General features: G+C 64.1%; 18 protein-coding genes. 6 read left to right on the forward strand and 12 right to left on the reverse strand.

Translation table 11 applies throughout. The features are described from left to right. Positions 1–28: 28 nt before the first annotated feature. Positions 29–1,672 carry a methyl-accepting chemotaxis protein gene (locus tag H6X51_RS07975; protein ID WP_185267014.1) on the forward strand — a complete coding sequence of 548 codons (1,644 nt, stop codon included), beginning with the start codon at positions 29–31 and terminating at the stop codon, positions 1,670–1,672. 89 nt (positions 1,673–1,761) lie between these two features. Beyond that, a complete protein-coding gene (locus H6X51_RS07980; RefSeq protein ID WP_185267015.1) occupies positions 1,762–2,625 on the forward strand; it encodes a LysR family transcriptional regulator in 864 nt (287 codons plus the stop codon). Positions 2,626–2,627: 2 nt separating this feature from the next. Here H6X51_RS07980 and H6X51_RS07985 read toward each other — a convergent pair whose 3' ends face one another. From H6X51_RS07985 to H6X51_RS08020, 8 genes are all read right to left on the reverse strand, one after another. Beyond that, positions 2,628–3,773, reverse strand: a complete 1,146-nt coding sequence (locus H6X51_RS07985; RefSeq protein WP_185267016.1) for an HPP family protein — start codon at positions 3,771–3,773, stop codon at positions 2,628–2,630. Positions 3,774–4,204: 431 nt separating this feature from the next. Beyond that, complete coding sequence (gene ccoN / locus H6X51_RS07990) at positions 4,205–5,653, reverse strand: cytochrome-c oxidase, cbb3-type subunit I (RefSeq protein WP_185267017.1); 1,449 nt, start codon at positions 5,651–5,653, stop codon at positions 4,205–4,207. Positions 5,654–5,800: 147 nt separating this feature from the next. Next, the gene (locus H6X51_RS07995; protein WP_185267018.1) at positions 5,801–6,643 is read right to left on the reverse strand and encodes an IclR family transcriptional regulator domain-containing protein; all 843 of its coding nucleotides are present in this window, start codon (positions 6,641–6,643) and stop codon (positions 5,801–5,803) included. Between the two features lie 101 nt (positions 6,644–6,744). Beyond that, positions 6,745–8,031, reverse strand: a complete 1,287-nt coding sequence (locus H6X51_RS08000; RefSeq protein ID WP_185267019.1) for an OprD family porin — start codon at positions 8,029–8,031, stop codon at positions 6,745–6,747. Positions 8,032–8,121: 90 nt separating this feature from the next. After that, positions 8,122–9,342 carry a benzoate/H(+) symporter BenE family transporter gene (locus H6X51_RS08005; RefSeq protein WP_185267020.1) on the reverse strand — a complete coding sequence of 407 codons (1,221 nt, stop codon included), beginning with the start codon at positions 9,340–9,342 and terminating at the stop codon, positions 8,122–8,124. A gap of 128 nt (positions 9,343–9,470) precedes the next feature. Beyond that, positions 9,471–10,814, reverse strand: coding sequence for an MFS transporter (locus H6X51_RS08010; RefSeq protein ID WP_185267021.1), 1,344 nt, complete (start codon positions 10,812–10,814; stop codon positions 9,471–9,473). Between the two features lie 327 nt (positions 10,815–11,141). Beyond that, positions 11,142–14,114, reverse strand: coding sequence for a transglycosylase domain-containing protein (locus H6X51_RS08015; protein WP_185267022.1), 2,973 nt, complete (start codon positions 14,112–14,114; stop codon positions 11,142–11,144). A 178-nt stretch (positions 14,115–14,292) separates the two neighbouring features. After that, complete coding sequence (locus tag H6X51_RS08020; RefSeq protein ID WP_185267023.1) at positions 14,293–14,562, reverse strand: hypothetical protein; 270 nt, start codon at positions 14,560–14,562, stop codon at positions 14,293–14,295. 160 nt (positions 14,563–14,722) lie between these two features. On the opposite strand from H6X51_RS08020, the gene H6X51_RS08025 reads away from it, so the two are divergent. The 3 genes from H6X51_RS08025 (at position 14,723) to H6X51_RS08035 (ending at position 18,204) form a co-directional block, all read left to right on the forward strand. Beyond that, complete coding sequence (locus H6X51_RS08025; RefSeq protein ID WP_185267024.1) at positions 14,723–16,102, forward strand: diguanylate cyclase; 1,380 nt, start codon at positions 14,723–14,725, stop codon at positions 16,100–16,102. Between the two features lie 101 nt (positions 16,103–16,203). Further along, positions 16,204–17,397: a sugar transporter gene (locus H6X51_RS08030; RefSeq protein ID WP_185267025.1), complete on the forward strand. Its 1,194-nt coding sequence runs from the start codon at positions 16,204–16,206 to the stop codon at positions 17,395–17,397. Between the two features lie 99 nt (positions 17,398–17,496). Further along, entirely contained in the window at positions 17,497–18,204 is a 708-nt protein-coding gene (locus H6X51_RS08035; RefSeq protein WP_185267026.1) for a tellurite resistance TerB family protein, read from the forward strand. 59 nt (positions 18,205–18,263) lie between these two features. Here H6X51_RS08035 and clpB read toward each other — a convergent pair whose 3' ends face one another. From clpB to rluD, 3 genes are all read right to left on the reverse strand, one after another. Further along, a complete protein-coding gene (gene clpB, locus H6X51_RS08040) occupies positions 18,264–20,831 on the reverse strand; it encodes an ATP-dependent chaperone ClpB (protein ID WP_185267027.1) in 2,568 nt (855 codons plus the stop codon). A 112-nt stretch (positions 20,832–20,943) separates the two neighbouring features. Continuing rightward, positions 20,944–21,681 (reverse strand): peptidoglycan editing factor PgeF, encoded by a 738-nt coding sequence (gene pgeF / locus H6X51_RS08045; RefSeq protein ID WP_185267028.1) that lies wholly within the window; start codon positions 21,679–21,681, stop codon positions 20,944–20,946. Next, positions 21,678–22,637, reverse strand: a complete 960-nt coding sequence (gene rluD, locus H6X51_RS08050) for a 23S rRNA pseudouridine(1911/1915/1917) synthase RluD (protein WP_185267029.1) — start codon at positions 22,635–22,637, stop codon at positions 21,678–21,680. Before rluD ends, pgeF begins: the two co-directional genes overlap by 4 nt. Before the next feature lie 184 nt (positions 22,638–22,821). Here rluD and H6X51_RS08055 point away from each other — a divergent pair, with 184 nt between their 5' ends. Beyond that, a complete protein-coding gene (locus H6X51_RS08055) occupies positions 22,822–23,820 on the forward strand; it encodes an outer membrane protein assembly factor BamD (protein WP_185267030.1) in 999 nt (332 codons plus the stop codon). Between the two features lie 207 nt (positions 23,821–24,027). On the opposite strand, the gene H6X51_RS08060 is transcribed toward H6X51_RS08055, so the two are convergent. After that, a complete protein-coding gene (locus tag H6X51_RS08060; RefSeq protein ID WP_185267031.1) occupies positions 24,028–25,659 on the reverse strand; it encodes an NAD+ synthase in 1,632 nt (543 codons plus the stop codon). Between the last annotated feature and the right edge of the window lie 87 nt (positions 25,660–25,746).

Raw genomic sequence — 25,746 nt, forward strand, 5'->3', positions numbered from 1 at the left:
AGATCAACCCAGTCACGTAGGTATCACCATGCGTACACCCATTTTCAGGCTCAGCATTGCCCAGCGTCTCGGCCTCGGTTTCGGTCTGGTCCTGGCCATGATGATGCTGGTCACCGCCCTCGGCATTCTGCGGGTCGGCTTCATGGACAACCTGCTGACCCAGAGCAACCAGTCCGCCGTCAAGCAGCGCTACGCCATCAACTTCCGCGGCAGCGTACACGACCGGGCCATCTCCGCACGCGATGCGGTGCTGGCCGAGAACCCCCGTGAACTGAACGCACATCTGGCGGAAATCACCCGGCTGGATGGCTTCTACCAGGATTCCGCCACGCCGCTGAACAGGCTGGTGGCCCAGGGTCTGCTCGGTGCCGATGAGCGCAAGCTGCTGGAACAGATCCAGGCCACCGAGGCCCGGACCCAGCGCCTGATGACGCAACTGATCGAACAGCGCCAGCGTGGCGACATCGCAGCCGCCCGCCTGCTGCTCAGCCGTGATGCCGCATCGGCCTATACCCAGTGGCTGGCCGACATCAACGCCTTCATCGACTACCAGGAGCGCGACATCACCCGCGACATCGAGACCGTGCGCGCAGTGGCCAGCGGCTTCCGCAACATCATGCTCGGCGTGACCCTGGTCGCCCTGCTGCTCGGCAGCCTGGTGGCCTTCCTGATCATCCGCAGCCTGCAGACCCGCCTCGGCGCCGAGCCGCGGGAGGTGGTCCAGGCCATCCATGCGCTGGCCGAAGGTAACTTGCATCAGAAGATCAGCACCCGCTATCCGGGCAGCGTGATGGCCGCCATGCGCGACACCATCGAGCACCTGACCGGCACCCTGTCCGAAGTCGCCGCCGTCGCCAACCACATGTCGGTGGCCGCCACCCAGCTGCAAGCGACCAGCGCCAGCAACAACGAGCAGATCCGCCTGCAGACCGCCGAGACCGAACAGATGGCCACCGCCATCAATCAGATGGCCGCCACGGTCGGCGAGGTGGCCGGTTACGCCGCCGGCGCCGCCAGCGCGACCCTGAAGGCAGAAGGGGAAGTAGAACACGGCCATGGGTTGGCGCAGAAGACCGTGGCCTCGATCCACCATCTGGCCGAGATCCTCGAGGAGGCAGCCGACACCGTAGCCCAGGTCTCCGAGGACAGCAGCAACATCGAGAAGATCACCGAGGTAATCAACGCCATCGCCGAGCAGACCAATCTGCTGGCGCTCAATGCCGCCATCGAGGCCGCCCGCGCCGGCGACCAGGGCCGGGGTTTTGCCGTGGTCGCCGACGAGGTGCGCGCCCTGGCCGCCCGCACCCAGAACTCGACACGCGAGATCCGCGAGATGATCGCCAAGCTGCAGGAAGGCGCCAACAAGGCCAGCCAGGTGATGCAGGCCAGCCGCGCCCTGACCCACGAAACGGTGGAACATACCCGCGAAACCGGTGGTGCCCTGTCCAGCATTCGGGACGAGGTGGGTGCTGTCAACGACATGAACGCCCAGATCGCCAGCGCCGCCGAGCAGCAGAGCGCGGTGGCCGAGGAGGTCAACCAGAACATCCTGCGCATCCGCGATGCCACCCTGCACACCTCCGCCAGCTCGGACCAGGTGGCCGCCTCGAGCCGGGAACTGACCCAGCTGGCCGAGCAACTGAAACAGCGAGTAGCGTTCTTCAAGTTCTGAGACCCTGACTGGCGGCACCGCCCTCGTCCATCCACCAGATGCCCGCCCGGCTTGATAGAATGCCTGATTTCACCCTCGGGGAATCGGACATGGATATCAGCCTGGCTCGCACCTTTCTGGAGATAGTCCGCTGTGGCAGCTTCGTCGCCGCGGCCGATCGGCTGCATGTCACCCAGGCGGCCATCACCTCGCGCATCCAGAGCCTGGAAAGCCAGCTCAATTGCACCCTGTTCATCCGCAACCGCTCCGGCGCCCGGCTGACCGCCGATGGCGAGGCATTCATCACCCATGCCACGCAGATGATCCAGGCCTGGGACAACGCCCAGCGTGACCTGCCCTTGCTCAAGGGGTTCAGTGATGTGCTGCATATCGGTGGCGAGGCCAGCCTGAGCACGCCGTTGATGCTGCACTGGGTGCGTGCGCTGCGGCGGGAGATTCCCGAGCATTCGGTGCGTGCCGAGATCGGCGATAGCGGTGCATTGATGCAGCGCGTCGAGCAGGGTTCGCTGGATGCCGCGCTGGTCTATCAGCCCGAATACCTGCCCGGCCTGCAGGTGGAGGAGTTGCTGGAGGAGAAGCTGATCCAGGTCAGTCTGCCCGGCCGGCCGGAGCCCTACGTGTACATCGACTGGGGTGAGCATTTTCGCCGTCAGCATGATGCCGCCCTGCCGGACAAGGCCCGCGCACCGGTGACCTTCAACCTCGGGCCATTGGCACTGCAGTACATCCTGGAGTCGGGTGGCTCGGGGTACTTCCGCAGCCGCGTGGTACAGAGCTACCTGGACAACGGGCTGCTGGAAACGGTGGCGCTGGCACCGCAGTTCAGCTTTCCGACCTACCTGGTGTATTCGCGCCAGCGTGAGTCGCAGGTGCTGGAGCGGGCATTGAAGCTGTTGCGCGAACTGGCCCACACCAGCCAGGACTGGTCGCAGCGCTGGGACCCGATGATCTAGGCTCAGGCCAGATGGCTGACCAGATCGCGGTGCAACGCGGCGATCACGTCGGTCTGGGTCACCAGGCCGACCAGGCGGCCGTTGTCCAGTACCGGCAGGCAATGCAGCCCCTGGTTCGACATCAGCGGGATCATGTCGACCACATGGGTCTGGCCGTCCACGGTGACCACTGGTGCGGTCATCACCTTGTGCAGCGGCTGGTCGCGCCACAGGTTGATGCGCGTCGGCAGTATCCGGCCCATCGGCAGGTCCAGCTGCGCCAGCAGGTCGCTCAGGCTGGTGATGCCCTGCACCACGCCCTCGCTGTCCACCACCGGCAGGGTCTTGACGTGGTGGTGACGGAACAGGCGGATGGCCTGCATCACCGTGGTATCCGGACCGACGGTGCGGATATCCCGCGACATGATCTGCTCGGCGCGGATATTGCCCATCTTGCGTCGCAATGCCGAGCTTTCGGTATCGCGGATGATCTGTTCCAGGTCATGCCGAGTGATGTCGATGAAGGCGCCGAACTTGTCCAGCGCCCGGTCCAGGTCCTCTTCGGTGAAGCCGACGCGCTGCTCCGGCAGGATGTCGCGGGTGTTGTGCAGATCGGCTCGTGGCAGTTGCTTGGGATAGCGGATACCCGTGAGGTTGTTGAACAGCGTGGCGCAGAACAGCAGGCAGCAGGCGTTGAGCATCACCGGCAGCAGCAACCAGCCACCCAGCGGCGCCAGCAGATCGCCGGCAAGCACGATTACCAGCACCATGGCGCTGGCCGGAGGGTGCAGGCAGCGTAGCAGCGACATGCCGAGTACCACGGCGGCTATGGCGATGACCAGCAACCACGCTGTGGTCATTTCCGGCAGCGGCAGATGCAGTGCAGCCACCCCGACCACCCCCGCCAGCAGGTAGCTGCCCAATACCGGCCATGGCTGGGCCAGCGCCCCGGACGAGACCACGAACAACAGCACCGCCGACGCCCCCGCCGGCCCCAGCAGCACCATCGCCGTGGTCTGGCCGTACAGCAGGCTGGACAACCAGAAAGTGCAGGACACCGCCAGCGCCACACCGGTAGCGGCGCGCAGCCATTCGCCAGGACGGGTCTGCACGGTACGCGGCAACCAACTGAACAGGCGCCGGGAAAGGGCCAGCAACTGACCAGACATCATGGTACTCCTGCCGGTGATAGGTGACGGCAGTGGAGCACATCAGAAACCGGAACTTTGCTAAGGGGAAATAAGGAGCCGCTATTCTGCCCGCGGGCATGAATACAGACAATTCAATAATAATTAACCAACAGAACAGTAATTTTTATTCAAACAAGATAAAAAACCTAGTTCTCCATAGATGCAGGTATTGCCGTGGGAGAGCTGCTTCGGCGCGATGGCAAGGCCGCAGGCGTAGCGCAGGGGCGCTACACCCCGGGACAGTGCCCAAGTTGCCGAATCGCTACGAACGCGGACCGGGGGCTATCCCAGTAGACGCTCCAGGGGTTGTCGAGCACCTGCTCGACGACAGCTAGCAGCGGCGAAGGCCGCAGGCGTAGCGCCCGAACGCGGACCGGGGGCGCTACACCCCCAGGTTTGCTCGACCCCACTCAGCGGCCAGCCTCAATCAGGTCACCGGACTGCTCCCGCACCCGGGCGCCGCGAATGGTCATGGCGCAGTTGAAGGCCATCAGCAGCATGCCGGCGGCGAAGATGCCGCCGCCGATCATCCGCACGATATAGCCCGGATGGCTGGCCTGCAGCGCTTCGACGAAGGCGTAGGTCAGGGTGCCGTCGACGTTCACCGCACGCCACATCAGACCCTGGGTGATGCCGTTGACCCACATGGCGACGATGTACAGCACAGTGCCCATGCTGGCCATCCAGAAATGCAGGTTGATCAGCTGGATGCTGTACATGCCGTCCCGGCCCCACAGCCTGGGCACCATGTGGTAGAGAGCGCCGATACTGATCATCGCCACCCAGCCCAGGGCGCCGGCATGCACGTGACCGATGGTCCAGTCGGTGTAGTGCGACAGCGCGTTGACCGTCTTGATCGCCATCATCGGCCCTTCGAAGGTGGACATGCCGTAGAACGCCAGCGCCACCACCAGGAAGCGCAGCACCGGATCGCTGCGCAATTTATGCCAGGCGCCGGACAGGGTCATCATGCCGTTGATCATCCCGCCCCAGGACGGTGCCAGCAGGATGATCGACATCACCATGCCCAGGGTCTGCGCCCAGTCGGGCAGCGCGGTGTAGTGCAGGTGGTGCGGGCCGGCCCAGATGTACAGCGCGATCACTGCCCAGAAATGCACGATCGACAGACGGTAGGAATAGATCGGCCGCCCCGCCTGCTTGGGCACGTAGTAATACATCAACCCGAGAAAACCGACCGACAGGATGAAGCCCACCACGCTGTGGCCGTACCACCACTGGATCATCGCGTCCGCGGCGCCGGCGTACACCGGGTAGGACTTGAACAGCGATATGGGCACATCGATATGGTTCACCACGTGTACCAGCCCGGTGACGATGATGAAGGCGCCGTAGAACCAGTTGCCGACATAGATATGCTTGACCTTGCGCCGGGCGATGGTACCGAAGAACAGATAGGCGTAGACCACCCAGACGATGGTGACCAGGGTGGCGATCGGCCAGATCATCTCGGCGTATTCCTTGCTGGTGGTGTGGCCCGTGGCGTAGCTGGCGATGATCGCCACGACGATGGCCTGCCAGGCCCAGAACACGAAGTTCGCCAGCCGGTCGGATATCAAGCGCACGCGGCTGGTGCGCTGCACCACATACAGGGAGGTGGCGAACAAGGCGCCGCCACCGAAGGCGAAGATCACCAGGTTGGTGTGGATCGGGCGAATACGGCCAAAGCTGAACCAGGGCAGGTCGAAGTTGAGTACCGGCCAGACCAGCTGCGCGGCGAGTATCACGCCGACGGCCATGCCAAGCACACCCCAGACCAGGGTCATGACGGTGAACTTGCGGACTACATCATAGTTATAGCCGGGCTCCGATGAGCCCGCTGAAGCAGAGGGGACGTTCATGAAAACTCCGTGAAGCGAGGCAGGCGAGCAATAACGCGAACAGTTTGCGCCCACGGATAAGTAAAATCAAAACAGTAATAACTTATGTTTAATCAATATTTTTTTATACTTGATAAAAATCAAGGATCTCGCGAGAGATAGCATTCCCTAGTAGAACAGCCGCCGGCTCAGTTCCTTGCTGGCCTCCAGCAGCACCGGTAGGAAACGGGTTTCCAGCTCCTGGCGGGTCACCCGGCTGACCGGGGTGCCGACGTTCAGCGCGGCCAGTACCTGACCGGCGGAGTCACGCAGCGGCACGGCCAGCGAGCGCAGGCCGATTTCCAGTTCCTGGTCGCTGATCACCCAGCCCCGCTGGCGGATCTGCGCTACCACTGTGCGGATCTGCTCCGGGGTGCGCAGGCTGCGGCTGGTGCGCGGTTGCAGCTCGGCATGCTCCAGATAATCCTCCAGCGCCGCATCGTCCAGCGCCGCCAGCAGTATCTGGCCCATCGAGGTGCAATGCGCCGGCAGCCGGCTGCCGATGCTCAGGTCGATGGAGGTCAGCCGCAGGGGGATCGACGAGCGCGCCACATAGAGGATTTCCTCGCCCTCCAGGGTGGCCATGGAGCAGGCCTCGTTCAACCGGTCGCTGAGCCGGTCGAGAATGGGCTGCGCGGTTACCGCCAGGGGTGTGGACGACAGATAGGCATGGCCCAGGGTCAGCACCTTGGGCAACAGCGAATAGGTGCGGCCATCAGTGGTGACATAACCCAGCTTCATCAGCGTATGCAGGCAGCGCCGCACCGAGGCGCGGGGGATCTCGGTACGGTGGCTGATCTGCGCGATGGTCAGGTGCCGCTTGCGCTCCTGGAACGCATGGATCACCGCCAGCCCGCGGGCCAGCGACATCATGAAGTCGGGATCGCCGGTCAGCGCATCGATACGCCGGGCCGGCGAGGCGATGATGGCCGGTGCCTGCGGCACGCTGGCGGGGCGGGATTCGTCGGGCATGCTGGGGCAACCTTGTTGCGGCGCGTGGTATTCGATCATCGCCTATTGGCACGACGGGTGCAAAATACCGCAAGCCGAAAGCGCTGCCCCAGGCCGGCCGATTACAACAGCGTCCAGGTGTAATTGAAGATCAAGCGATTCTCGTCGATATCGGTACGGTAGTTGGAACGCGCCACGACATTGCGTACCCGCACGTTGAGGTTCTTCAGCAAACCGCTCTGGAAGGTGTAGCCCAGGTCCAGGTCGCGCTCCCACTCCTTGCCTTCATAACGCGGGCCGCCACGGTTGGTGGCCTGGACATCGACGTTGTCGCCCTTGATGTAGCGCACGCCGGCGATCAGGCCGGGGATGCCGCTGGCGGCAAAGTCGTAGTCATAGCGCAACTGCCAGGAACGCTCGTCGGCACCGGCGAATTCATAGGTCGGCACCTCGTTGCCCAGTGGCGTGATGTTGTTGAACACCCGCGGGAAGGCATCGTCGCCGAAGATGGCCTGATAGCCGAGCATCAACATGTGCCCGCCATGCCGGGCCGACAGTTGGGTGAAGGCCGCCTGGTTGTCGATAGCCCCCAGCAGTCGGTTGCCGTCGTCCTCGGAATCATAGAAGCCGATATTGAGACCGAGCACCCAGTCACCCAGCGGCTCGTTGTGCTTGAGGCTGTAGAAGCGCTGGTTGTAGATATCCTCCAGCTGCGCGTACCAGGCGCCGACCGAGGTGCGCTGGTCATTGAAGGCATAGTCGGCGCCAACATAGTTGAAGCGATCGGTGGCGGCATTCCCGCCCAGTTGCGGCACATGGCCGAGCTTGGCGCGCATCTTGCCATCGCCGGCCTCGTTGAGCAGGCTGCCGGAACGCAGCTGACCGCCCTGCAGAGTCAGGCCGTCGATCTCCCGGGAAACGACACTGGCGCCCTGGTAGGTCGGCGGCAGCAGGCGGATGTCGCTGAAGGTCAGCACCGGCAGATTCGGCGTCAGCTCACCGACCTTCAGCTCGGTCTGGGACAACCGCGCCTTGAGCGCCGCGCCGAGACGGCCGTAGTTGTCCGGCGCCTTGCCATCGCTATCGGCGGGCAGCAATCCGGTATTGATGCGCCCGCCGCCGCTGTCGAGCTTGATGCCGAACTGGCCCAGCACATCGACGCCGAAGCCGACCGTGCCCTGGGTATAACCCGATTGCACATTGAGGATGAAACCCTGGGCCCACTCCTCGGCCTTGGACTGCTGGTTGGCGCCGACGATATCCGAATAGTCCCGGCTGAAATAGTAGTTGCGCGCCTGCAGCGTGGCACTGGCACCTTCGATGAAGCCTTCCTCGGCAGTGGCCAACGCCGGCAGGCAGAGGCTGGCACCGACGGCCAGGGCGAGCAGGGAAACGGACGGTTTTTTCATGGCATTTCACTCATTCTTGTTGTTTTCTGGACGCAGGTTGCCTGCTTCCGGAGCAGATGCTGCGAAAGTGCAACCTGGTTATCGGTTAAATCAGCGGGCGGTTTGCTGCTCCCGCTGGACGCAGGGTGATGGCGCGCTGGTGGGCGGCTTCCTCAGCCCCAGCAACAGGTGCGCGACGACTCCAAAAATCAATCCCCAGAAGGCGGCGGACAAGCCGAGGAACGACATACCCGAGGCGGTCACCAGGAAGGTGATCAACGCCGCCTCCCGGTCCTGCGGTATCGCCATGGCGCCGGTCAGCGAGTTGGCGATCGCCGCCAGCAGTGCCAGGCCGGCCAGTGCCGCGATCAGCGCGGCGGGAAAGGCCGCGAAGATCGACACCAGGGTGGCACCGAACAGCCCCAGCAGCAGGTAGAACACGCCACCGGAAACCCCTGCCACATAGCGCCTGGCGGGATCTTCATGGGCTTCGCGGCCGGTGCAGATGGCAGCGGTGATCGCCGCCAGGGTCAGGCCGTGGCAGCCGAAGGGCGCCAGCAGCAGCGACGCCGCCCCGTTGCTGCTGATCAGCGGGCTGGCCGGGGTGCTGTAGCCGTCGGCACGCAGCACCGCCATGCCGGGGACGAACTGCCCGGTCAGCGCCACCATGACCAGCGGCAGCGCCACGTTGAGCGTAGCCTGCCAACTGAACTCGGGACTGATCCACAGCGGTGTCGCCAGGCCGATCACCAGTCGCTCGGTACGCAGCTCACCCAGGCCCAGGGCAATGCCCACCCCCACCAGCAATACCGCCAGCACCGCGTAGCGTGGCACCAGGCGCTTGCACACCAGGTAGGTGCCGAACATCGCCAGCACCAGCAGCGGCTGGTCCTGCAACGAGACGAACAGGCCGGTGCCGAAGCTGAACAGGATGCCAGCCAGCATGCCCGCGGAAATCGCCGCCGGCAGCTTGCTGATGATCCGATCGAAGCTGCCGGACAACCCCACCAGCAGGATGATGGCGCTGCTGACCAGGTAGGCGCCGACCGCTTCGTTCAGGCTCATGCCCGGCAACAGGGTGATCAGCAGCGCCGAGCCAGGGGCGTTCCAGGCGACGATCACCGGCACCTTGTAACGCAGGCTGAGGACGATGCCGAGCACACCGCTGCCGATGGAGATGGCCCAGACCCAGGAGGACAGCACGTCGTGGGGCAGATCCGCGGCCTGGGCCACCTGGAAGATGATCACCAGGGGGCCGGCGTAGGAAATGACCGTCGCAATGAAACCGGCGACCAGCGCCGAAAGTGAAATGTCCTTGAGCAATGCCTTCATGTCGTCTCGCGTCTCAGAGCCTGGGGCGGGCGCCCGCTGTTGGCGGTAGAGGTTAGCATCCCCGGGGCTGGCACATGTCGATAGCTGCATATCCCCTCCCCGTGCTGCCTTCAATCCACCACTGGCCTTCAGGCCCTGGCCGCCATCAGCGGGGCCGCAGTGGCGGCACCTTGCCGCTTGCCCGATAGCACGAACAGGGTCATGGCCAGCGCCGCAATCACGCCGGGAATGGCAAAGGCGATGAAGTTCAGTTGCAGCGGCAGGTTGATGCCCAACAGCGCGCCACCGAGCAGCGGCCCGACGATGGCGCCATTGCGACCGATGCCCGAAGCCCAGCCAAGACCGGTGGAGCGGATCGACAGACCATAGAACTGCGCGGCGGCGGCATACAGCAGGATCTGCGTACCGATCACGGTGGCACCGGCGATGGTGATCAGGGTATAGAGCACCGGCATCGGCGTCTTGATGCCCAGCAGGCTGATGGAAGCCACCGAGACCAGGAAGAAGGCCACCACCACCTTGCCCAGGTCGAAGCGGTCACCCAGCCAGCCGCCGAGGATCGCCCCGAACATGCCGCCGAAGTTCAGCGCCAGCAGGAACGACAGACTCGAGCCCAGGCTGTAGCCGGCGTTGGCCATCAGCTTCGGCAGCCAGGAACCCAGCGCATAGACCATCAGCAGGCAGCAGAAGAACGCCACCCAGATCGACAGCGTGCCCAGCAGGCGCCCGCCACGGAACAGGTCCAGCACCGAGTTCTTCTGGCCTGAGGTGTCCACCATATGCAGCTCGGCGTCGGCCGGCAGTTGCACGCCCGGCTGTATCCGCTGGAGCAACACGCGGGCTTCTTCCGAACGCCCCTGGCGCACCAGAAAGCCCACCGACTCAGGCAAGAACTTGAGGATCACCGGCAACAGCAGCAGCGGCACCACTGCAGCGAAGAACATCACTTCCCAGCCAAAGCGCGGCAACAGGAAGATACCCAGCCCGGCCGAGCACATGCCACCCAGCGAATAGCCGCTGAACATCACCGCCACCAGGGTGCTGCGCAGTTTCTTCGGCGCGTACTCGTTCATCAGCGCTACCACGTTCGGCATCAGCCCGCCGCAGCCCAGGCCGGCGAGGAAGCGATACACAGCGAACTCGGTCGGAGTACTGGCGAAGCCGTTGACCACTGTGGCACAGCTGAACAGCAGGAAGCAGATGGTAATCCCCTTCTTGCGCCCGATGCGATCGGCCAGGGTGCCGAATACCAGAGCACCGAACATCATGCCGAACAGCGCATAGCTGCCCAGCGCACCGGCCTCCAGCGGAGTCAGGCCCCACTCCTCCATGATCACCGGCAGGACTACACCATAGATGAACAGGTCGTAGCCGTCGAAGATCAGCAACAGGGCACACAGGCCCATGATCACCCAGTGGAAGCCGTTGAAGCGGGCATCGTCGATGATGCCGTGGACATCTATTTTACGCATGGCGTCGTTTCTCTTGTTGTTGTTGCCGAGCCGGATCGAATCCGGGCAGACACCGATGGCATCGTCGCCATTGTGTCCGTTTGATGAAGGCTACGACGCAGTGCTGGCGATCAATATCCGTTTTCTGCAGCACCTTTATCCGTTTTCTGCAAAAAGCGGTAGTTCAGCTGACAAGCACCGGCGTAGCGCAGGCGCGCTACACCCCCAGGGTTGGCCCCCGCTCGACAGCAAGCCTCCCTGCACGCGGAGAACCGGCGTAACGCAGCTCCCGGGTTGTCGAGCCCCTGCTCGACGACACATCCCACCACAGCTGGGAGGCCGAACCTGTCAATCCTGCCGGGCCAGCATGCCTTCCGGCGGTGTGGTGAGGTAAGGCGCCAGTACCGGCGCCAGGCTTTTCAGCACCTGCGCCGGCAGCGCCGAGGTGAAGTGGAAGGCGCCGGCGTCCTCGCCGGGGACGAAGGCGGTCAGGGTGCCGAAGTGGTTGGGACCGAGGAAGAATACGAAGGTCGCGGTGCGGTTCATCACCTCGCTGGAGATCACCGCGCCCCTGGCCGTCACGGTATGGATGCGATTGTCGCCGGTGCCAGTCTTGCCACCCACCTCCAGCGGCTCACCGCTGGCGCTCATGAACACACCCTGCAGGCGCCGCCCGGTACCATCGAGCACTACCGCCGAGAGCGACCGGCGCAGCGCCGCCGCCACCTCCGGGTGCAAGACCTGCCGCTCCCGGTCCGGCAACGGCTCGAAGCGGGTCTCCCAGGGCGTGTCGGCGGCGAAATGCAGGCTGGTGATACGCCGCATATCCCGGCGCATGCCATCGTTGAGGATGACCCCCATCAGCTCGGCCAGCGCGCTGGGGCGGTCGCCAGAGCTGCCCAGGGCGGTACCCAGCGAGGGCACCAGGTGCGGGAACGGGTAACCCACCCGCTGCCAGCGCCGGTGCAGCGCATCGAAGGCTTCGCGTTCGAGCATAGTGCGGATGCGCACATTGCGCGCACTGGCATGCCGGGTGCGGAACAGCCAGCCATATACCTGCTGGCGCTCGACGGCGCTGGCCGACAGCACCTCATTGAGGGTGGCCTGGGGGTGCTGCTTGAGATAGCCGAGCAACCACAATTCCAGCGGGTGGACCTGCGCTATGTAGCCCTGATCGGTCAGGTCGAAGCTGCCCGCGGCATAGGTACGGTACAGCCGCTCGATGCGTTCCGGCTTCTGCGGCACCCGCACGTGCTCCTCGAGATAGGTCCGGAAAGTCTCGAAGTCCGCCTGCGGATAGAGGTTTCGATGCACCACCGACAGCCGTGCAGCAATCGGTTGGACCTCCTTGAGCAGACGTTCGAAGCGTTGCTGCTCGTTCATGCCGGCATAGCGCCGCCAGAAGCGCTGCAGATAGACCCGCCCCTCGCGGTCGGCGAAGGTCTGCAGGTAGGCCTTGCGCCGCGGATCGCGGTCATTGCTCAGCAGGCTATCGGCATTCTCCACACTCTGCTCCAGGCTGTAGCGCACCACGTCGCGCAACAGACGCACGAAAGGCAGGTTCAGCGACTCCTGCAGCGCCTGCTGCACGGTGACGATGCGGTTGTTGTCCTGCTTGCGGAAGTTGTTGAAGCGCTGCACCCCACCACCGGTGAAGAACTGCTCCCAGGGCGAGGCGGAATAGCGGCGCTGCAGCGCGGCCTCGAGCATCTCCGCCAGGCTCGCTTGTGGCCGCGCCTGCAGATACTCGGTGGCCCAGCGGGTCAGAGGATCGCCATGCTCGGTCCTGGCCTGGCGCAGGGTCTGCACGTCAGCCCCGGCCAGTTCGCCATGCAGCTCGGCGATGATTTCCAGATAGCTGGTCAGCACCCGCAGCTTGGCGGTCGAGCCCAGCTCCAGCTTGCTGCCGGCGTTCAGGTCGAACGGCAGGCCAGTGGTATCGGTCTGCACCCGTACCTGGTTGCCCGAGGCGGTACGCTCCATCAAGGTGAAGCTGTAGCGCACCTGCGCCGCCTGCTGGCGTGACAGCAGGGTTTCCCCCAGCAATCCTGCCTGGGCGGCGGCCTGCTCATCGGCCAGGTTTTCCAGGAAGGCGCTGACAGCGCGCTGCAGGCCCACATCCAGACTGCTGCTGGCGGTCAGGTCGAGACGGTCCAGGTCATAGAAGGGTCGCCCCAGCAGCGATGCCAGCTGGTTGCGGGTGACCCGCGCAGCCTTGTCGGCGCTGGTATGCTCCAGCAGTGGCTCGGTCTGCCAGTCGCGAAACGCCATCGGCGTGCGCAGCGCGGTCTGCGCCAGCTCCTCATCGATACGCTGGTGGCTGGCCAGCAGGCGGATATGGCTGTCGACCAGCTCCTGCAGCTCGGCTCGCCCGCCGAGCAGATACCAGCTGGGCCGACGCTGGGCGATGATCAACGCCAGGGCCTGGCGCAGCGCCAGCGCCTGGGCGTCCAGCCCGCGCTCACCATCGAGGCTACTGCTGAAATTGTCGATATCCTCGGCGAACCAGACCCACAGCGCATCGCCGATGCCATGCACTTCGCCATGCCCGGGCGCCGCCGTCAACGGCACACTGTTCAGATAGTCACGCACCAGTTGCCGGCGTGCCTCCATTGTCTCCGGCCCGTTCATGTAGGCCCGCACGCTGGCCGAGGCCATCTGCCGCAACTTGTCCATTGGCGTCAGGGTGCGTCCCTCAAAGGAATGGCGGTATTTTTCCTTCTGCGTGGCCAGGGTACTGGCGCCGTGGCTGGGACCATCGCCGCCCAGCGAACTGACTACCATGGCCACCGAGGCGCCCGCCAGGCGCGGCCAGTCCACCGCCGGGTTGGCTCTCGGCAATGCCGGGTCCAGCAGGTGGCGGTTCTCGATGAACAGCAGGGCTTCCACCAGCAGTGCCGGAATGCTGTCGAACTCACTGATGCTGAAACGAGGATAGGTGAACTGGTAGATCGGCTCGCCTTGATAGTCGACCACCCGCAGGCCCGCGTGGGTCTTTTCCTGGTACGGCAGGTACAGTCCGTGATCGGCATAGTCCAGCAGTTCACTGGAGAAGCGCACCTGGCGACTGACGCCATAGCCCTGCTGCTGCAGCCGCGGCTGCAGGTCCGGAATCAGGCTGTAACCCAGTCGCTGATTGAACGGGCCGGCCTGGGGAAAGCGAATAGCCTCGCTCTCACCCTCATCGAGCTGGTATTGAAGCCGACTGGCATAATCGCTGATCCACTGCGACTGGAACCAGGCATACCGGAACTCGAAGCCTGCCACGCAGAACAGCGCCAAGGATACGACACCCACCACAAGCCAGATCCGCAGCCTCATACTCCCCCCGTTCACTGGTTCGCTTTCAGTCTAGTTCAGGGCCGGGATTCCAGCCGCGCGATTTGCGGCTGGATCGCGTCGTTCTGCGGCTGCGACAAGGCTGGGGGTGGCGCTTGTCTGCGCCGCAACGACATATGAAAAGGCCGGGACTAGCCCGGCCTGTAAAGTACTGCAACACTTAACCACTACCGCTACCCGCACCACTGGCATCACCGCCGCCACCGGTGCCACCACCGGCACCATCCCGGTTGGACGGGTTATCCGGATGGGTCGGCGGAGCGTCAGGATTGGAACTGGTCGGATCATAGGCTCCGGAATCCTGTTTGCGCTCATCCATGGTCTTTCTGTCCTTGTCCTTGTCACCGTCATGATCGTGGGCCACAGCCACCGGTACAGCAGCGGCCAATGCAAAACTGAACAAAGCGCTATAGATCAGTTGCTGTTTCATGTGTTCCTCCAGGTGTATTCAGGGGACTACAGAAAAATAGAAATTCAATGCCGCCGATGGTTCAACCAGAAATACCGCACCAGCTCTGCAAAATCTGGTTTTGCTTGGCTGCCTGTGGAAAAATACGCCCCTTCCCTCCTTATCCGAGTCCGATAACGCCATGCCCCGATTGTCACTGGATGAGCTTACGGCCGAGTGGCAGCACCAGCTGGACAACTGCCCCGACCATATCAGGCAACTGACGGCGCAGTTGGCGGTGCAGCACAAGACCGAATTGGCCGCGCACTTCTATGCGGTGATGCTGCAACACCCCGAGGCTGCGCTGTTTCTGTCCCATGAGGAGGTGAAGAGCCGCCTGAGCAGCTCCATGGAGAACTGGGTGTGCAACCTGTACTCCACCCGCGACACCACGGACATCCAGTCGGTGATCGCCCATCAGAACAAGATCGGCGAAGTGCATGCCCGTGTGTCCATCCCGGTGCACCTGGTGCTGCGCGGCGCTCGCTTGCTCAAGCGCCGGCTGATAGAGATCCTGCGCACCGCCCTGCCGCCCCAGCAGGCGGCCATGGCCAGCAGCTTCGCCATGACCCTGATCGACCTGGCCATGGAGATCATGAGCCATGCCTATTCCGCCTCGCATGACCGCCACTCCCGCGCCGAGGAAAGCTACCGCCTGTTCGCCGTGACCCAGAACATCGCCAGCGAGAAGGAGAAGCAGCGCGCCGCCCTGCTCGACTGGGAGAACCAGTTGATGTTCGACCACGCCATGAGCCTGACCGCGGATCAGTTGCCACGCCTGCGCGCCTCCGAGTTCGGCCTGTGGTTCCGCCACAAGGGCGCCCATGGCTTCGAGGGTGCGTTGGAGACCGGACTGATCCTCGATGCCATGGCGCAGATAGATGATGTGCTGCTGCCGCTGTTCGCGCTGCGCGAGCCTGGCGCCGATCCGCAGAAGAACCTGCAGTTGCTGCGGGATCTGCGCGAGCAGACCAAGAGCATCGCCTATCACCTGGACCTGTTGTTCGAGCAGAACAACGAACTCGAATCCGGCCGCGATGTGCTGACCCGCCTGTTGAATCGCAAGTTCCTGTCCGTGGTGCTGAACAAGCAGATCAACTATGCGCGAGACACCAACAACAGCTTCGCCGTGCTGTCCATCGACCTGGACCATTTCAAGCAGATCAACGATACCCACGGCCACGAGGCGGGCGACCTGGTGCTGCAGCAGTTCGCCAGCATGCTGCTGAACAAGAGCCGCGCCGGGGATTACCTGTTCCGCATGGGCGGTGAGGAGTTCCTGATGATCATGGTCGACGTCAACGCCAACAGCGCCCGGCGCGCCGCGGAAAAGATCCGCGCGCTGACTGCCGCCGAAGTGTTCCGCCTGCCCCAGGAAACGACTATCCACGTCACCGCCAGCCTGGGCCTGGCCCTGTTCACCGGCCACCCAGACTACCAGCAACTGCTGCGCCGCGCCGACAGCGCCCTGTACGAAGCCAAGCACAGCGGCCGCGATCAGGTGGTGGTGGCGCGGGACTGAGGCTGGCATTTGCCCGCCAGGGCTTCTAGAATACGCGCCATCCGCAGCAGGCTCGCATCGACGCGGCCTGCCGGCTTCTTCCCTATCCGGTTTCACTCTTCATGACAACGTCCAATACCGCCCAACAGGGCAGCTGGCTCAGTGTAGTCGCGCTGGCCCTGGCTGCATTCATTTTCAATACCACCGAGTTCGCCCCGGTGGCGCTGCTCAGCGACATCGGCGCCAGCTTCGGCATGCTGCCCGAGCAGGTCGGGCTGATCCTCACCGTGTACGCCTGGCTGGTGGCGCTGACCTCGCTGCCACTGATGCTGCTGACCCGCAACATCGAACGGCGCAAGCTGCTGATGGGCGTCTTCGTGCTGTTCATCGCCAGCCACCTGCTGTCATTCCTGGCCTGGAGCTACGAGGCGCTGGTGGTCAGTCGCGTCGGTATCGCCCTGGCCCATGCGGTGTTCTGGTCGATCACCGCCTCCCTGGCGGTACGTGTCGCGCCAGCAGGCCGCGAGGCCCAGGCCCTCGGCCTGCTGGCCACCGGCACCACCCTGGCCATGGTGCTGGGTATTCCGCTGGGCCGCCTGGTCGGAGAGCTGGTGGGCTGGCGTATCACCTTCCTCGGCGTGGCCATACTGGCATTGCTGATCCTGATCTGCCTGGCGCGCATGCTGCCGCGACTGCCAAGCCACAACTCCGGCTCGCTGCGCAGCCTGCCGCTGCTGGTCAGGCGCCCGGCGCTGATGGTGGTGTTCGCCCTGGTGGTGATCGGGGTGACGGCGCAGTTCACCGCCTACAGTTACATCGAACCCTTCGCCCGCGAGATCGCCGGGCTGGTCGGCAACCAGATCACCGTGCTGTTGCTGTTGTTCGGCGGTGCCGGACTGGTCGGAGCCGGACTGTTCAGTCGCTACAGCCCACGCTACCCGCGCAGCGTGCTGGTCGGCACCATGCTCGCCCTGGCGCTGTGCATGCTGCTGTTGACGCTCTCAGCTGCCAGCATCTGGAGTCTGGGACTGGTCTGCTTCATCTGGGGCATCGCCATCCTCGGCTTCACCCTGGCCCTGCAATCGCGGGTACTGAAACTGGCCTCCGACGCCACCGATGTGGGCATGGCACTGTTCTCCGGCCTGTACAACCTCGGCATCGGCGCCGGCGCGTTGCTCGGCAGCCAGGTCACCAGCCACCTGGGTCTGATCAATATCGGCCTGGTCGGCGGCGCACTCGCCCTGGCCGCATTGCTGCTGTGCCTGACCGCCATGTGGCGCCTGCCCCCGCAGATGCCGGTGGCGCAGACGGCATAATAAATTATCCGGCACGGGAAAACTTTGGCGCTTCGGCCTGTCCAACTCTCAGCGAGACGGACAGGACCGCACGTCACAATCAATCCAACCGAGGTATCCATGAATACGCGAAGTCTGCTCGACCAGTTGCTCAATGCCGGCAAGGACCTGCTGCAGAACCAGAACCCGGGCCAGCCAAACCGGGACACCGCCCCACGCAGCGATTCCCCCTTGGGTGGCCTGCTGGGCAGTGTCGGTGGCGGCATGCTTGGCGGTAGCGCCATCAGCCTGCTGATGGGCAGCAAGAAGGCACGCAAGATGACCGGCAAGGTGGTCACCTACGGCGGCCTGGCCGCCCTCGGCGTGGTCGCCTACAAGGCCTACAGCAACTGGCAGCAAAAGCAGCAGCAACCCGGTCAGCCGGTGATCGAACCACAGCCGCGCACCGTGGACCGGGTGCCCGCGGCGGAAGTCGAACAGCACAGCCAGGCGATCCTGCTGGCGCTGATCGGTGCGGCCAAGGCGGATGGCCATATCGATGATCGCGAGCGGCAGCTGATCGACGACGCCGTCGCCAAGCTCACCGGCGATACCCAACTGCAGCACTGGTTCGACCAGCAACTGCGCCAACCACTGGAACCGACGAGCATCGCCCGCGCCGCCGCCACCCCCGAAATCGCCGCCGAGATGTACCTGGCCAGCCTGATCGTGGTGGACGAGGAGAGCTACATGGAACGTGCCTACCTGGATGAACTGGCGCGCCAGCTGAAGCTGGAACCCGGCCTTAAGAACGAACTGGAAACCCAGGCCCGTACTCACCTGCGTTGAGCCACTCCCTTATAGAAAGTGTGGAGGCGAGGCAGCTATCTGCCACCTCGCCCCATGGCTCAGCTGCTGAACACGAAGTCCTCGCCTGCCACTCCCGCCTTGATGGTCGCACCCGGCTCGAAGTCGCCGGCCAGGATGCGCTGGGCCAGCGGGTTTTCGATCCAGCGCTGGATCGCGCGCTTGAGCGGGCGGGCGCCGTAGACCGGGTCGTAGCCGACGGCGATGAGTTTCTCCAGGGCCTCGTCGCTCAGTTCCAGATTCAGTTCGCGTTCGGCCAGTCGCTGGCGCAGGCGGCTCATCTGGATCTCGGCGATGCCGCCGATCTGCTCCTTGCCCAGCGGCTCGAACACCACCACCTCGTCGATGCGGTTGACGAATTCCGGGCGGAAGTGCTGGCCGACCGCATCCATCACCGCGGCGCGCTGCGCTTCCGGATCACCGACCAGTTCCTGGATCTGCGCCGAGCCCAGGTTCGAGGTCATCACGATCACCGTGTTGCGGAAATCCACGGTACGGCCCTGGCTGTCGGTCAGGCGGCCATCTTCCAGCACCTGCAGCAGGATGTTGAACACATCCGGGTGGGCCTTCTCGACCTCGTCCATCAGGATCACCGAGTACGGCTTGCGACGTACCGCTTCGGTCAGGTAGCCCCCTTCCTCATAGCCGACATAACCCGGAGGCGCACCGATCAGTCGGGCCACCGAGTGTTTCTCCATGAATTCGGACATGTCGATGCGCACCATGGCCTCTTCGGTATCGAACAGGAACTCGGCCAGCGCCTTGCACAGCTCGGTCTTGCCCACCCCGGTCGGGCCAAGGAACAGGAAAGAGCCGCTGGGGCGGTTCGGGTCCGACAGGCCGGCGCGCGAACGGCGCACCGCGTTGGATACCGCCACCACCGCCTCGTCCTGGCCGATCACCCGCTTGTGCAGCTCCTGCTCCATACGCAGCAGCTTGTCACGCTCACCTTCGAGCATCTTGGATACCGGGATGCCGGTCCACTTGGACACCACCTCGGCGATTTCCTCGTCGGTGACCTTGTTGCGCAGCAGTTGGTTCTCGGTCTTGCCATGCTGCTCGGCCATCTGCTGGCTGCGCTCCAGATCCGGGATGATGCCGTACTGCAGCTCGGCCATGCGGTTCAGGTCGCCCTTGCGCCGGGCGTTCTCCAGCTCCTGCTTGGCCTGCTCGATCTTCTCCTGCAACTGCGCAGTACCCTGCACTTCGGCCTTCTCGGACTTCCAGATTTCCTCCAGATCGGCGTACTCGCGCTCCAGGCGATCGATGTCCTCCTCCAGCTTCTCGAGCCGCTTGATGGTGGCTTCGTCGTCTTCCTTCTTCAGCGCCTCGCGCTCGACCTTGAGCTGGATCAGCCGGCGATCCAGGCGGTCCAGCTCCTCGGGCTTGGAGTCGATCTCCATGCGGATGCGGCTGGCCGCCTCGTCGATCAGGTCGATGGCCTTGTCCGGCAACTGGCGGTCGGTGATATAGCGGTGCGACAGCTTGGCCGCAGCGATGATCGCGCCGTCGGTGATGGCCACCTTGTGGTGTACCTCGTAACGCTCCTTGAGGCCGCGCAGGATGGCGATGGTGTCTTCCTCGCTGGGCTCGTCGACCAGTACCTTCTGGAAGCGCCGCTCCAGCGCCGCGTCCTTCTCGATGTACTGGCGGTACTCGTCCAGGGTGGTGGCGCCCACGCAGTGCAGCTCACCGCGCGCCAGGGCCGGCTTGAGCATGTTGCCGGCATCCATCGAACCCTCGGCCTTGCCGGCGCCGACCATGGTGTGCAGCTCGTCGATGAACAGGATGATCTGGCCTTCCTGTTTGCCCAGCTCGTTGAGCACGGCTTTCAGGCGCTCCTCGAACTCGCCGCGGAACTTGGCGCCGGCGATCAGCGAGCCCATGTCCAGCGACAGCAGGCGCTTGCCCTTCAGGCCATCGGGTACCTCGCCATTGATGATGCGCTGGGCCAGCCCCTCGACGATGGCGGTCTTGCCCACGCCGGGCTCACCGATCAGCACCGGGTTGTTCTTGGTCCGGCGCTGCAGTACCTGTACGGTGCGGCGAATCTCGTCGTCGCGGCCGATGACCGGATCGAGCTTGCCTTCCTCGGCCTTTCTGGTCAGGTCGACGGTGTATTTGTCCAGCGCCTGGCGGGATTCCTCGGCATTGGCGTCGTTCACGGTTGCACCTCCGCGCAGGTTGTCGATGGCGGTTTCCAGGGCCTTCTTCGATACACCCTGGGCCAACAGGATCTTGCCCAGGCGGGTGCTGTCGTCCAGCGCCGCGAGCAATACCAGCTCGCTGGAGATGAACTGGTCACCGCGCTTCTGCGCCAGTGCATCGGCCTTGTTCAGTAGGCGTGCCAGGTCCTGGGACAGGTTGATGTCGCCGGTGGGGTTGCTGATGGTCGGCAACTGGTCGATGGCCGTGCTCAATTGCTGGCGCAGACTGTTGAGGTCGAAGCCGACTTGCAGCAACAGCGGCTTGATCGAGCCCTGTTGCTGCTCGATCAGCGCCAGCAGCAGGTGCAGCGGCTCGATCTGGTTGTGGTCACGGCCCACGGCCAACGACTGGGCGTCGGACAGGGCCATCTGCAGGGTGCTGGTCAGGCGGTCGATACGCATGGAGTCAATCCTTATCGGGCAGGCCGGAGGCGGGCTCCGGCAAGATTCATATGAGATGAATGATAGATGAGGATTATTATTGCGCTTTCAAGGGGGAAGACACTGACCAGTGTCAATTTTTTGTCGCAGAATCCAGCCAGATCAGTGAAGCGAAGCGCCCGGTCTGCCCGTCGCGCCGATAGGAGAAGAAGCGCAGGGAGTCGTTCACCGTGCACCAGCCACCGCCATAGACCGCGGTCACACCCACTGCCTGCAGCCGCAGCCGGGCCAGCTGGTAGATATCCGCCAGGTAGTGCCCGGGCCGCTGCGATGGCGTGAAACACTCGGCGGCAGCGGCACTGCCGAAAATCTCGCGTACCTCGGGGCCGACCTCGAAGGCCTGCGGGCCGATCGCCGGCCCCAGCCAGGCCAGCAGCTCCTGCGGCGCTACACCGAGCGCCGCCACGGTGTTTTCCAGTATGCCTCCGGCCAGCCCGCGCCAGCCGGCATGCGCGGCCGCCACGCGGGTGCCGGCGCGGTCGCAGAACAGCACCGGCAGACAGTCGGCGGTCATTACCGCACAGGCCACGTCCATCTCGCTGGTCCAGCAGGCATCAGCCTCCTCCACCAGCCCCGGCGCCGCCTCCACCACATCGGTACTGTGGGTCTGCTCCAGCCAGGCCAGGCGGCAACCGAGCTTGCGCGCCAGTTCCGCCCGGTTGGCCAGCACATGGTTGGGGTCGTCGCCGACGTGGGTGCCGAGATTGAAGCCCTTGAACGGTCCCTGGCTGCAACCATCCTGGCGTGTGGTCACGCAGGTCCTGATCCACTCGGGGGCCGGCCAGTCGGCCTGCAACCAGAAATCCTTCATTCTTCCAGCTCACCGTCTTCGCGCAGCAGCGCCAACAGCTCAAGCATATCCTGCGGCAGCGGCGCTTCCCAGCGCATCGGGCGGTTATCGTCCGGGTGCTCCAGTTCCAGGCGCCGGGCATGCAGCGCCTGGCGCGGAAAGCCGCGCAGCATGGCGATCAGCTCGGGCGTCGCCCCCGGCGGAATACGCAGCCGACCACCATAGGTCGGATCGCCCACCAGCGGGAAATTAATGTGGCTCATGTGCACGCGGATCTGGTGCGTGCGACCGGTCTCCAGCTTGACCTTGACGTGGGTATGCGCGCGAAAGCGGCTGATCACCCGGTAGTGACTGATCGCCGGCTTGCCACCAGCGACCACCGCCATTTTCTGCCGGTTGCTGCCGTGCCGGGCGATCGGCTGGTCGACCTTGCCGCCAGCGGTCATCACCCCGACCACCACGCACTCGTACTCGCGGGTGACGGTGCGGTTCTGCAGCTGGATGACCAGGTCGGTCTGCGCCTCCAGGGTCTTGGCCACCACCATCAGCCCGGTGGTGTCCTTGTCCAGGCGGTGCACGATACCGGCCCGCGGCACCTTGGCCAGCTCCGGCGCGTGGTGCAACAGGGCATTGAGCAGGGTGCCATCCTGATGGCCCGCCGCCGGATGCACCACCAGCCCGGCCGGCTTGTTGATCACCAGCAGCGCGTGGTCCTCGTAGACGATATCCAGGTCGATGGCCTCGGGCTGCCAGTCGCCCTGCACTTCCAGTTCGGCATCCAGCTCCAGTCGCTCACCACCATAGACAGTGTCGCGCGGGCGGATCTGTTTGCCATCCACGGTCAGGCTGCCATCCTTGATCCAGCCCTGCAGGCGCGATCGTGAATGGCTGGGGAACAATTGGGCTGCGACCTGGTCAAGGCGTTGACCACCACACTCCGGGGTGACCTGTGCAGACATGCGGATTCGTTCGGACATCAATGGCTCGCTGGCATGCGCCGAGGAGCGCAGGGGTGGCGCGCAATCCCTTTTGGTTTCGGCTCGGCGCTGTGGTTAAATACGGCTTCTTTGTCTGGCACATGGTGTGCCGTGCAACAGGGTCCAACTATAACAGGACGGCTGTCAGGGCAACAGCGCGAGGTCGTCCCTCCGGATGTCAACTATGTCGATAAAACATCTACTGCTGGTCGGTCTGCTGAGTCTGCTGGCGGCCTGCTCCTCAAACAAGGCAACGGTGCTGGACGAGTCGCTCAGCGAGTCCGAGCTCTACGCCATTGCCCAGAAGAACCTGGACGCCAACAACTACAGCCTGGCCATCGACTCGCTGCGAGCCCTGGAGTCACGCTATCCGTTCGGGCGCTTCGCCGAGCAGGCACAGCTGGAGCTGATCTATGCCTACTACCAGAGCCTGGAGCTGGAGGCGGCCAAGTCCTCGGCCGATCGCTTCATTCGCCTGCACCCGCAGCATGCCGATGTGGATTACGCCTACTACATGCGCGGCATGACCTCCTTCACCCGTGACCGGGGCCTTTTCGAGCGCTTCCTGCCGCTGGACATGACCCGCCGCGACCCCGGTGCCGCACGCGACTCGTTCAACGAATTCGCCCAACTGGTCAGCCGCTACCCGAACAGCCGCTACGCGCCGGATGCCCGCCTGCGCATGGTCTACCTGCGCAACCTGCTGGCCTCCTATGATGCCCATGTCGGCCACTACTACCTCAAGCGCGGCGCCTATATCGCCGCTGCCAACCGCGGCCGCTACATCGTCGAGAATTTCCAGCAGACTCCCGCGGTCGGTGATGGTCTGGCGCTGATGGTCGAAGGCTACCGCCAGCTGGCGCTGGATGATCTGGCCGACAATGCCCTGCTGACCCTGCAGACCAACTACCCCGAACACCCGAGCCTGAAGAATGGCGAGTTCCGCCACCATGTCGAGCCGGCACAGCGCGACGCCGGCTGGGTCGAGTCGATGACCGTCGGCCTGCTGGACAAGGTGCTGACCCCGCCATCGATGAACCGGGAAACCCAGATGGAGCGGGAAATGGAGCAGCAGTACCAGAACGCCCTCACCGCCCTGCCGCGTGACATCCGCGCGCCGCAACGCGAAGAAGCACCCAAGCGTTCGATCTGGAGCCGTCTGACATTCGGGCTGTTCGACTGACTGCCGGCTTCCTCTTCGTCATCCTTCGCGAACGACTGCATGGATGCAGGAGGTAGGGCGACGCAGGAAGCCAAAGCCGAGGCGAAGGATCCATCGGCCACTCCGAGTCAGCCGGCACCATGGATCCTCGGCCTGCGCCGAGGATGACGGGGAAGGAGCAAAGGATGACGAGACGAGGGGGAGGATTGCCCCGCCCCCAATACCCGATTATTCCTCTATCGCCCAACTGGCAGTAATCGGCAAACGCCGATCGCGCCCGAACCCACGCTGGGTCACCCGCGGCCCGATCGCCGCCTGGCGCCGCTTGTATTCATTGCGGTCCACCATGGCCAATACCTTGGTCACTACCACCTCGTCGAACCCGGCCTCGATGATATCCCTGGCCGACTGGTCATGCTCCACATACAGACGCAGGATCTCATCCAGCAACGGATAGGGCGGCAGCGAGTCCTCATCCTTCTGCCCGGGCGACAGCTCGGCTGACGGCGGGCGGTCGATGACCCGTTGCGGTATCACCGGGCCCAGGCTGTTGCGGTATTCGGCCAGGCGGAAGACCATGGTCTTGGGCACGTCCTTGAGCACGTCGTAGCCGCCGGCCATGTCGCCGTAGAGTGTCGAGTAGCCCACCGCCATCTCACTCTTGTTGCCTGTGGTCAGTACCAGGGCGCCACTCTTGTTTGACAGGGCCATCAACAGCACACCACGACAGCGGGCCTGCAGGTTTTCCTCGGTGGTATCCCGGGCCATGCCGGCGAATACCGGCGCCAAGGTGTCCATGAACGCCTCGACCATCGGCGCGATGGGCAGTACGCGGTAGGTCACGCTCTGGTTGGTGGCCTGCTCGGCAGCGTCATGGATACTGATCTCGGCCGTGTAGTGATAGGGCATCATCACCGCCTCGACCCGATTGGCGCCCAGCGCATCCACTGCCACCGCCATGCTCAATGCCGAGTCGATACCACCGGACAGACCCAGCAGCACGCCCTTGAAACCGTTCTTGCCGACATAGTCACGCACACCGGTGACCAGCGCCTGGTAGATGCTCGCCTCCAGCTCCGGCAATGGCTCCAGCGTTCCCGCCCGCAGGTGCACCCCGGCCTGATCATGTTCGATATCCACCGGATACAGGCCCTCGACGAAGGCCGCGCCGCGCAGTGCCAGTTCACCACTGGCATCCATGGCGACCGAGCCGCCATCGAACACCAGCTCGTCCTGGCCACCCACCTGGTTGACGTACAGCACCGGCATGCCACCCTCGGCGCAGCGCTGGCGCAGCACCGCCTCGCGCTCGGCCTGCTTGCCCATGTGGAATGGCGAGGCGTTGAGGTTGAGCATCAGCCGTGCACCGGCATCACGCGCCTGCAGCATGGGTTCACTGTGCCAGATATCTTCGCAGACCGTCAGCGCCACTGGCAGCCCGCCGATCTCCACCACACAGGGGCTGTCGCCCTCGGTGAAGTAGCGCTTCTCATCGAACACCTTGTAGTTCGGCAGTTTCTGCTTGCGGTAACTGGCGACCACCCGGCCATCGGCGATCAGCGCCGCCTGGTTGTAGCAGCGGCCCTCGACCTGCCAGGGATAGCCCACCACCAGCTTGATACCCGAGACCCGTTCGGCCAACTGCTGCAGGGCCTGTTCGATACGCTGCTGCATGCTCGAACGCAGCAGCAGGTCCTCCGGCGGATAGCCGCACAGGGTCAGTTCCGGATAGATGACCGCGTCGGCCTTGAGTTCGTCCCGGGCGTGGATGGCGGTATCCACGATGCGCTGCAGGTTGCCGCGAATGTCACCGACACGCAGGTTGAGCTGGGCCAAAACGATACGCACACTGGCAGTCATTGCCGATCTCCTGTCTCAATAGTCGGGTTATTGTCGATCAAGCCCTGCGGCGCCGCAACGACGATGACGGACTTGTTTGGCACAATG

This window comes from Halopseudomonas xiamenensis (assembly GCF_014219065.1).
In the GTDB taxonomy this organism is placed as follows: Bacteria; Pseudomonadota; Gammaproteobacteria; order Pseudomonadales; family Pseudomonadaceae; genus Halopseudomonas; species Halopseudomonas xiamenensis.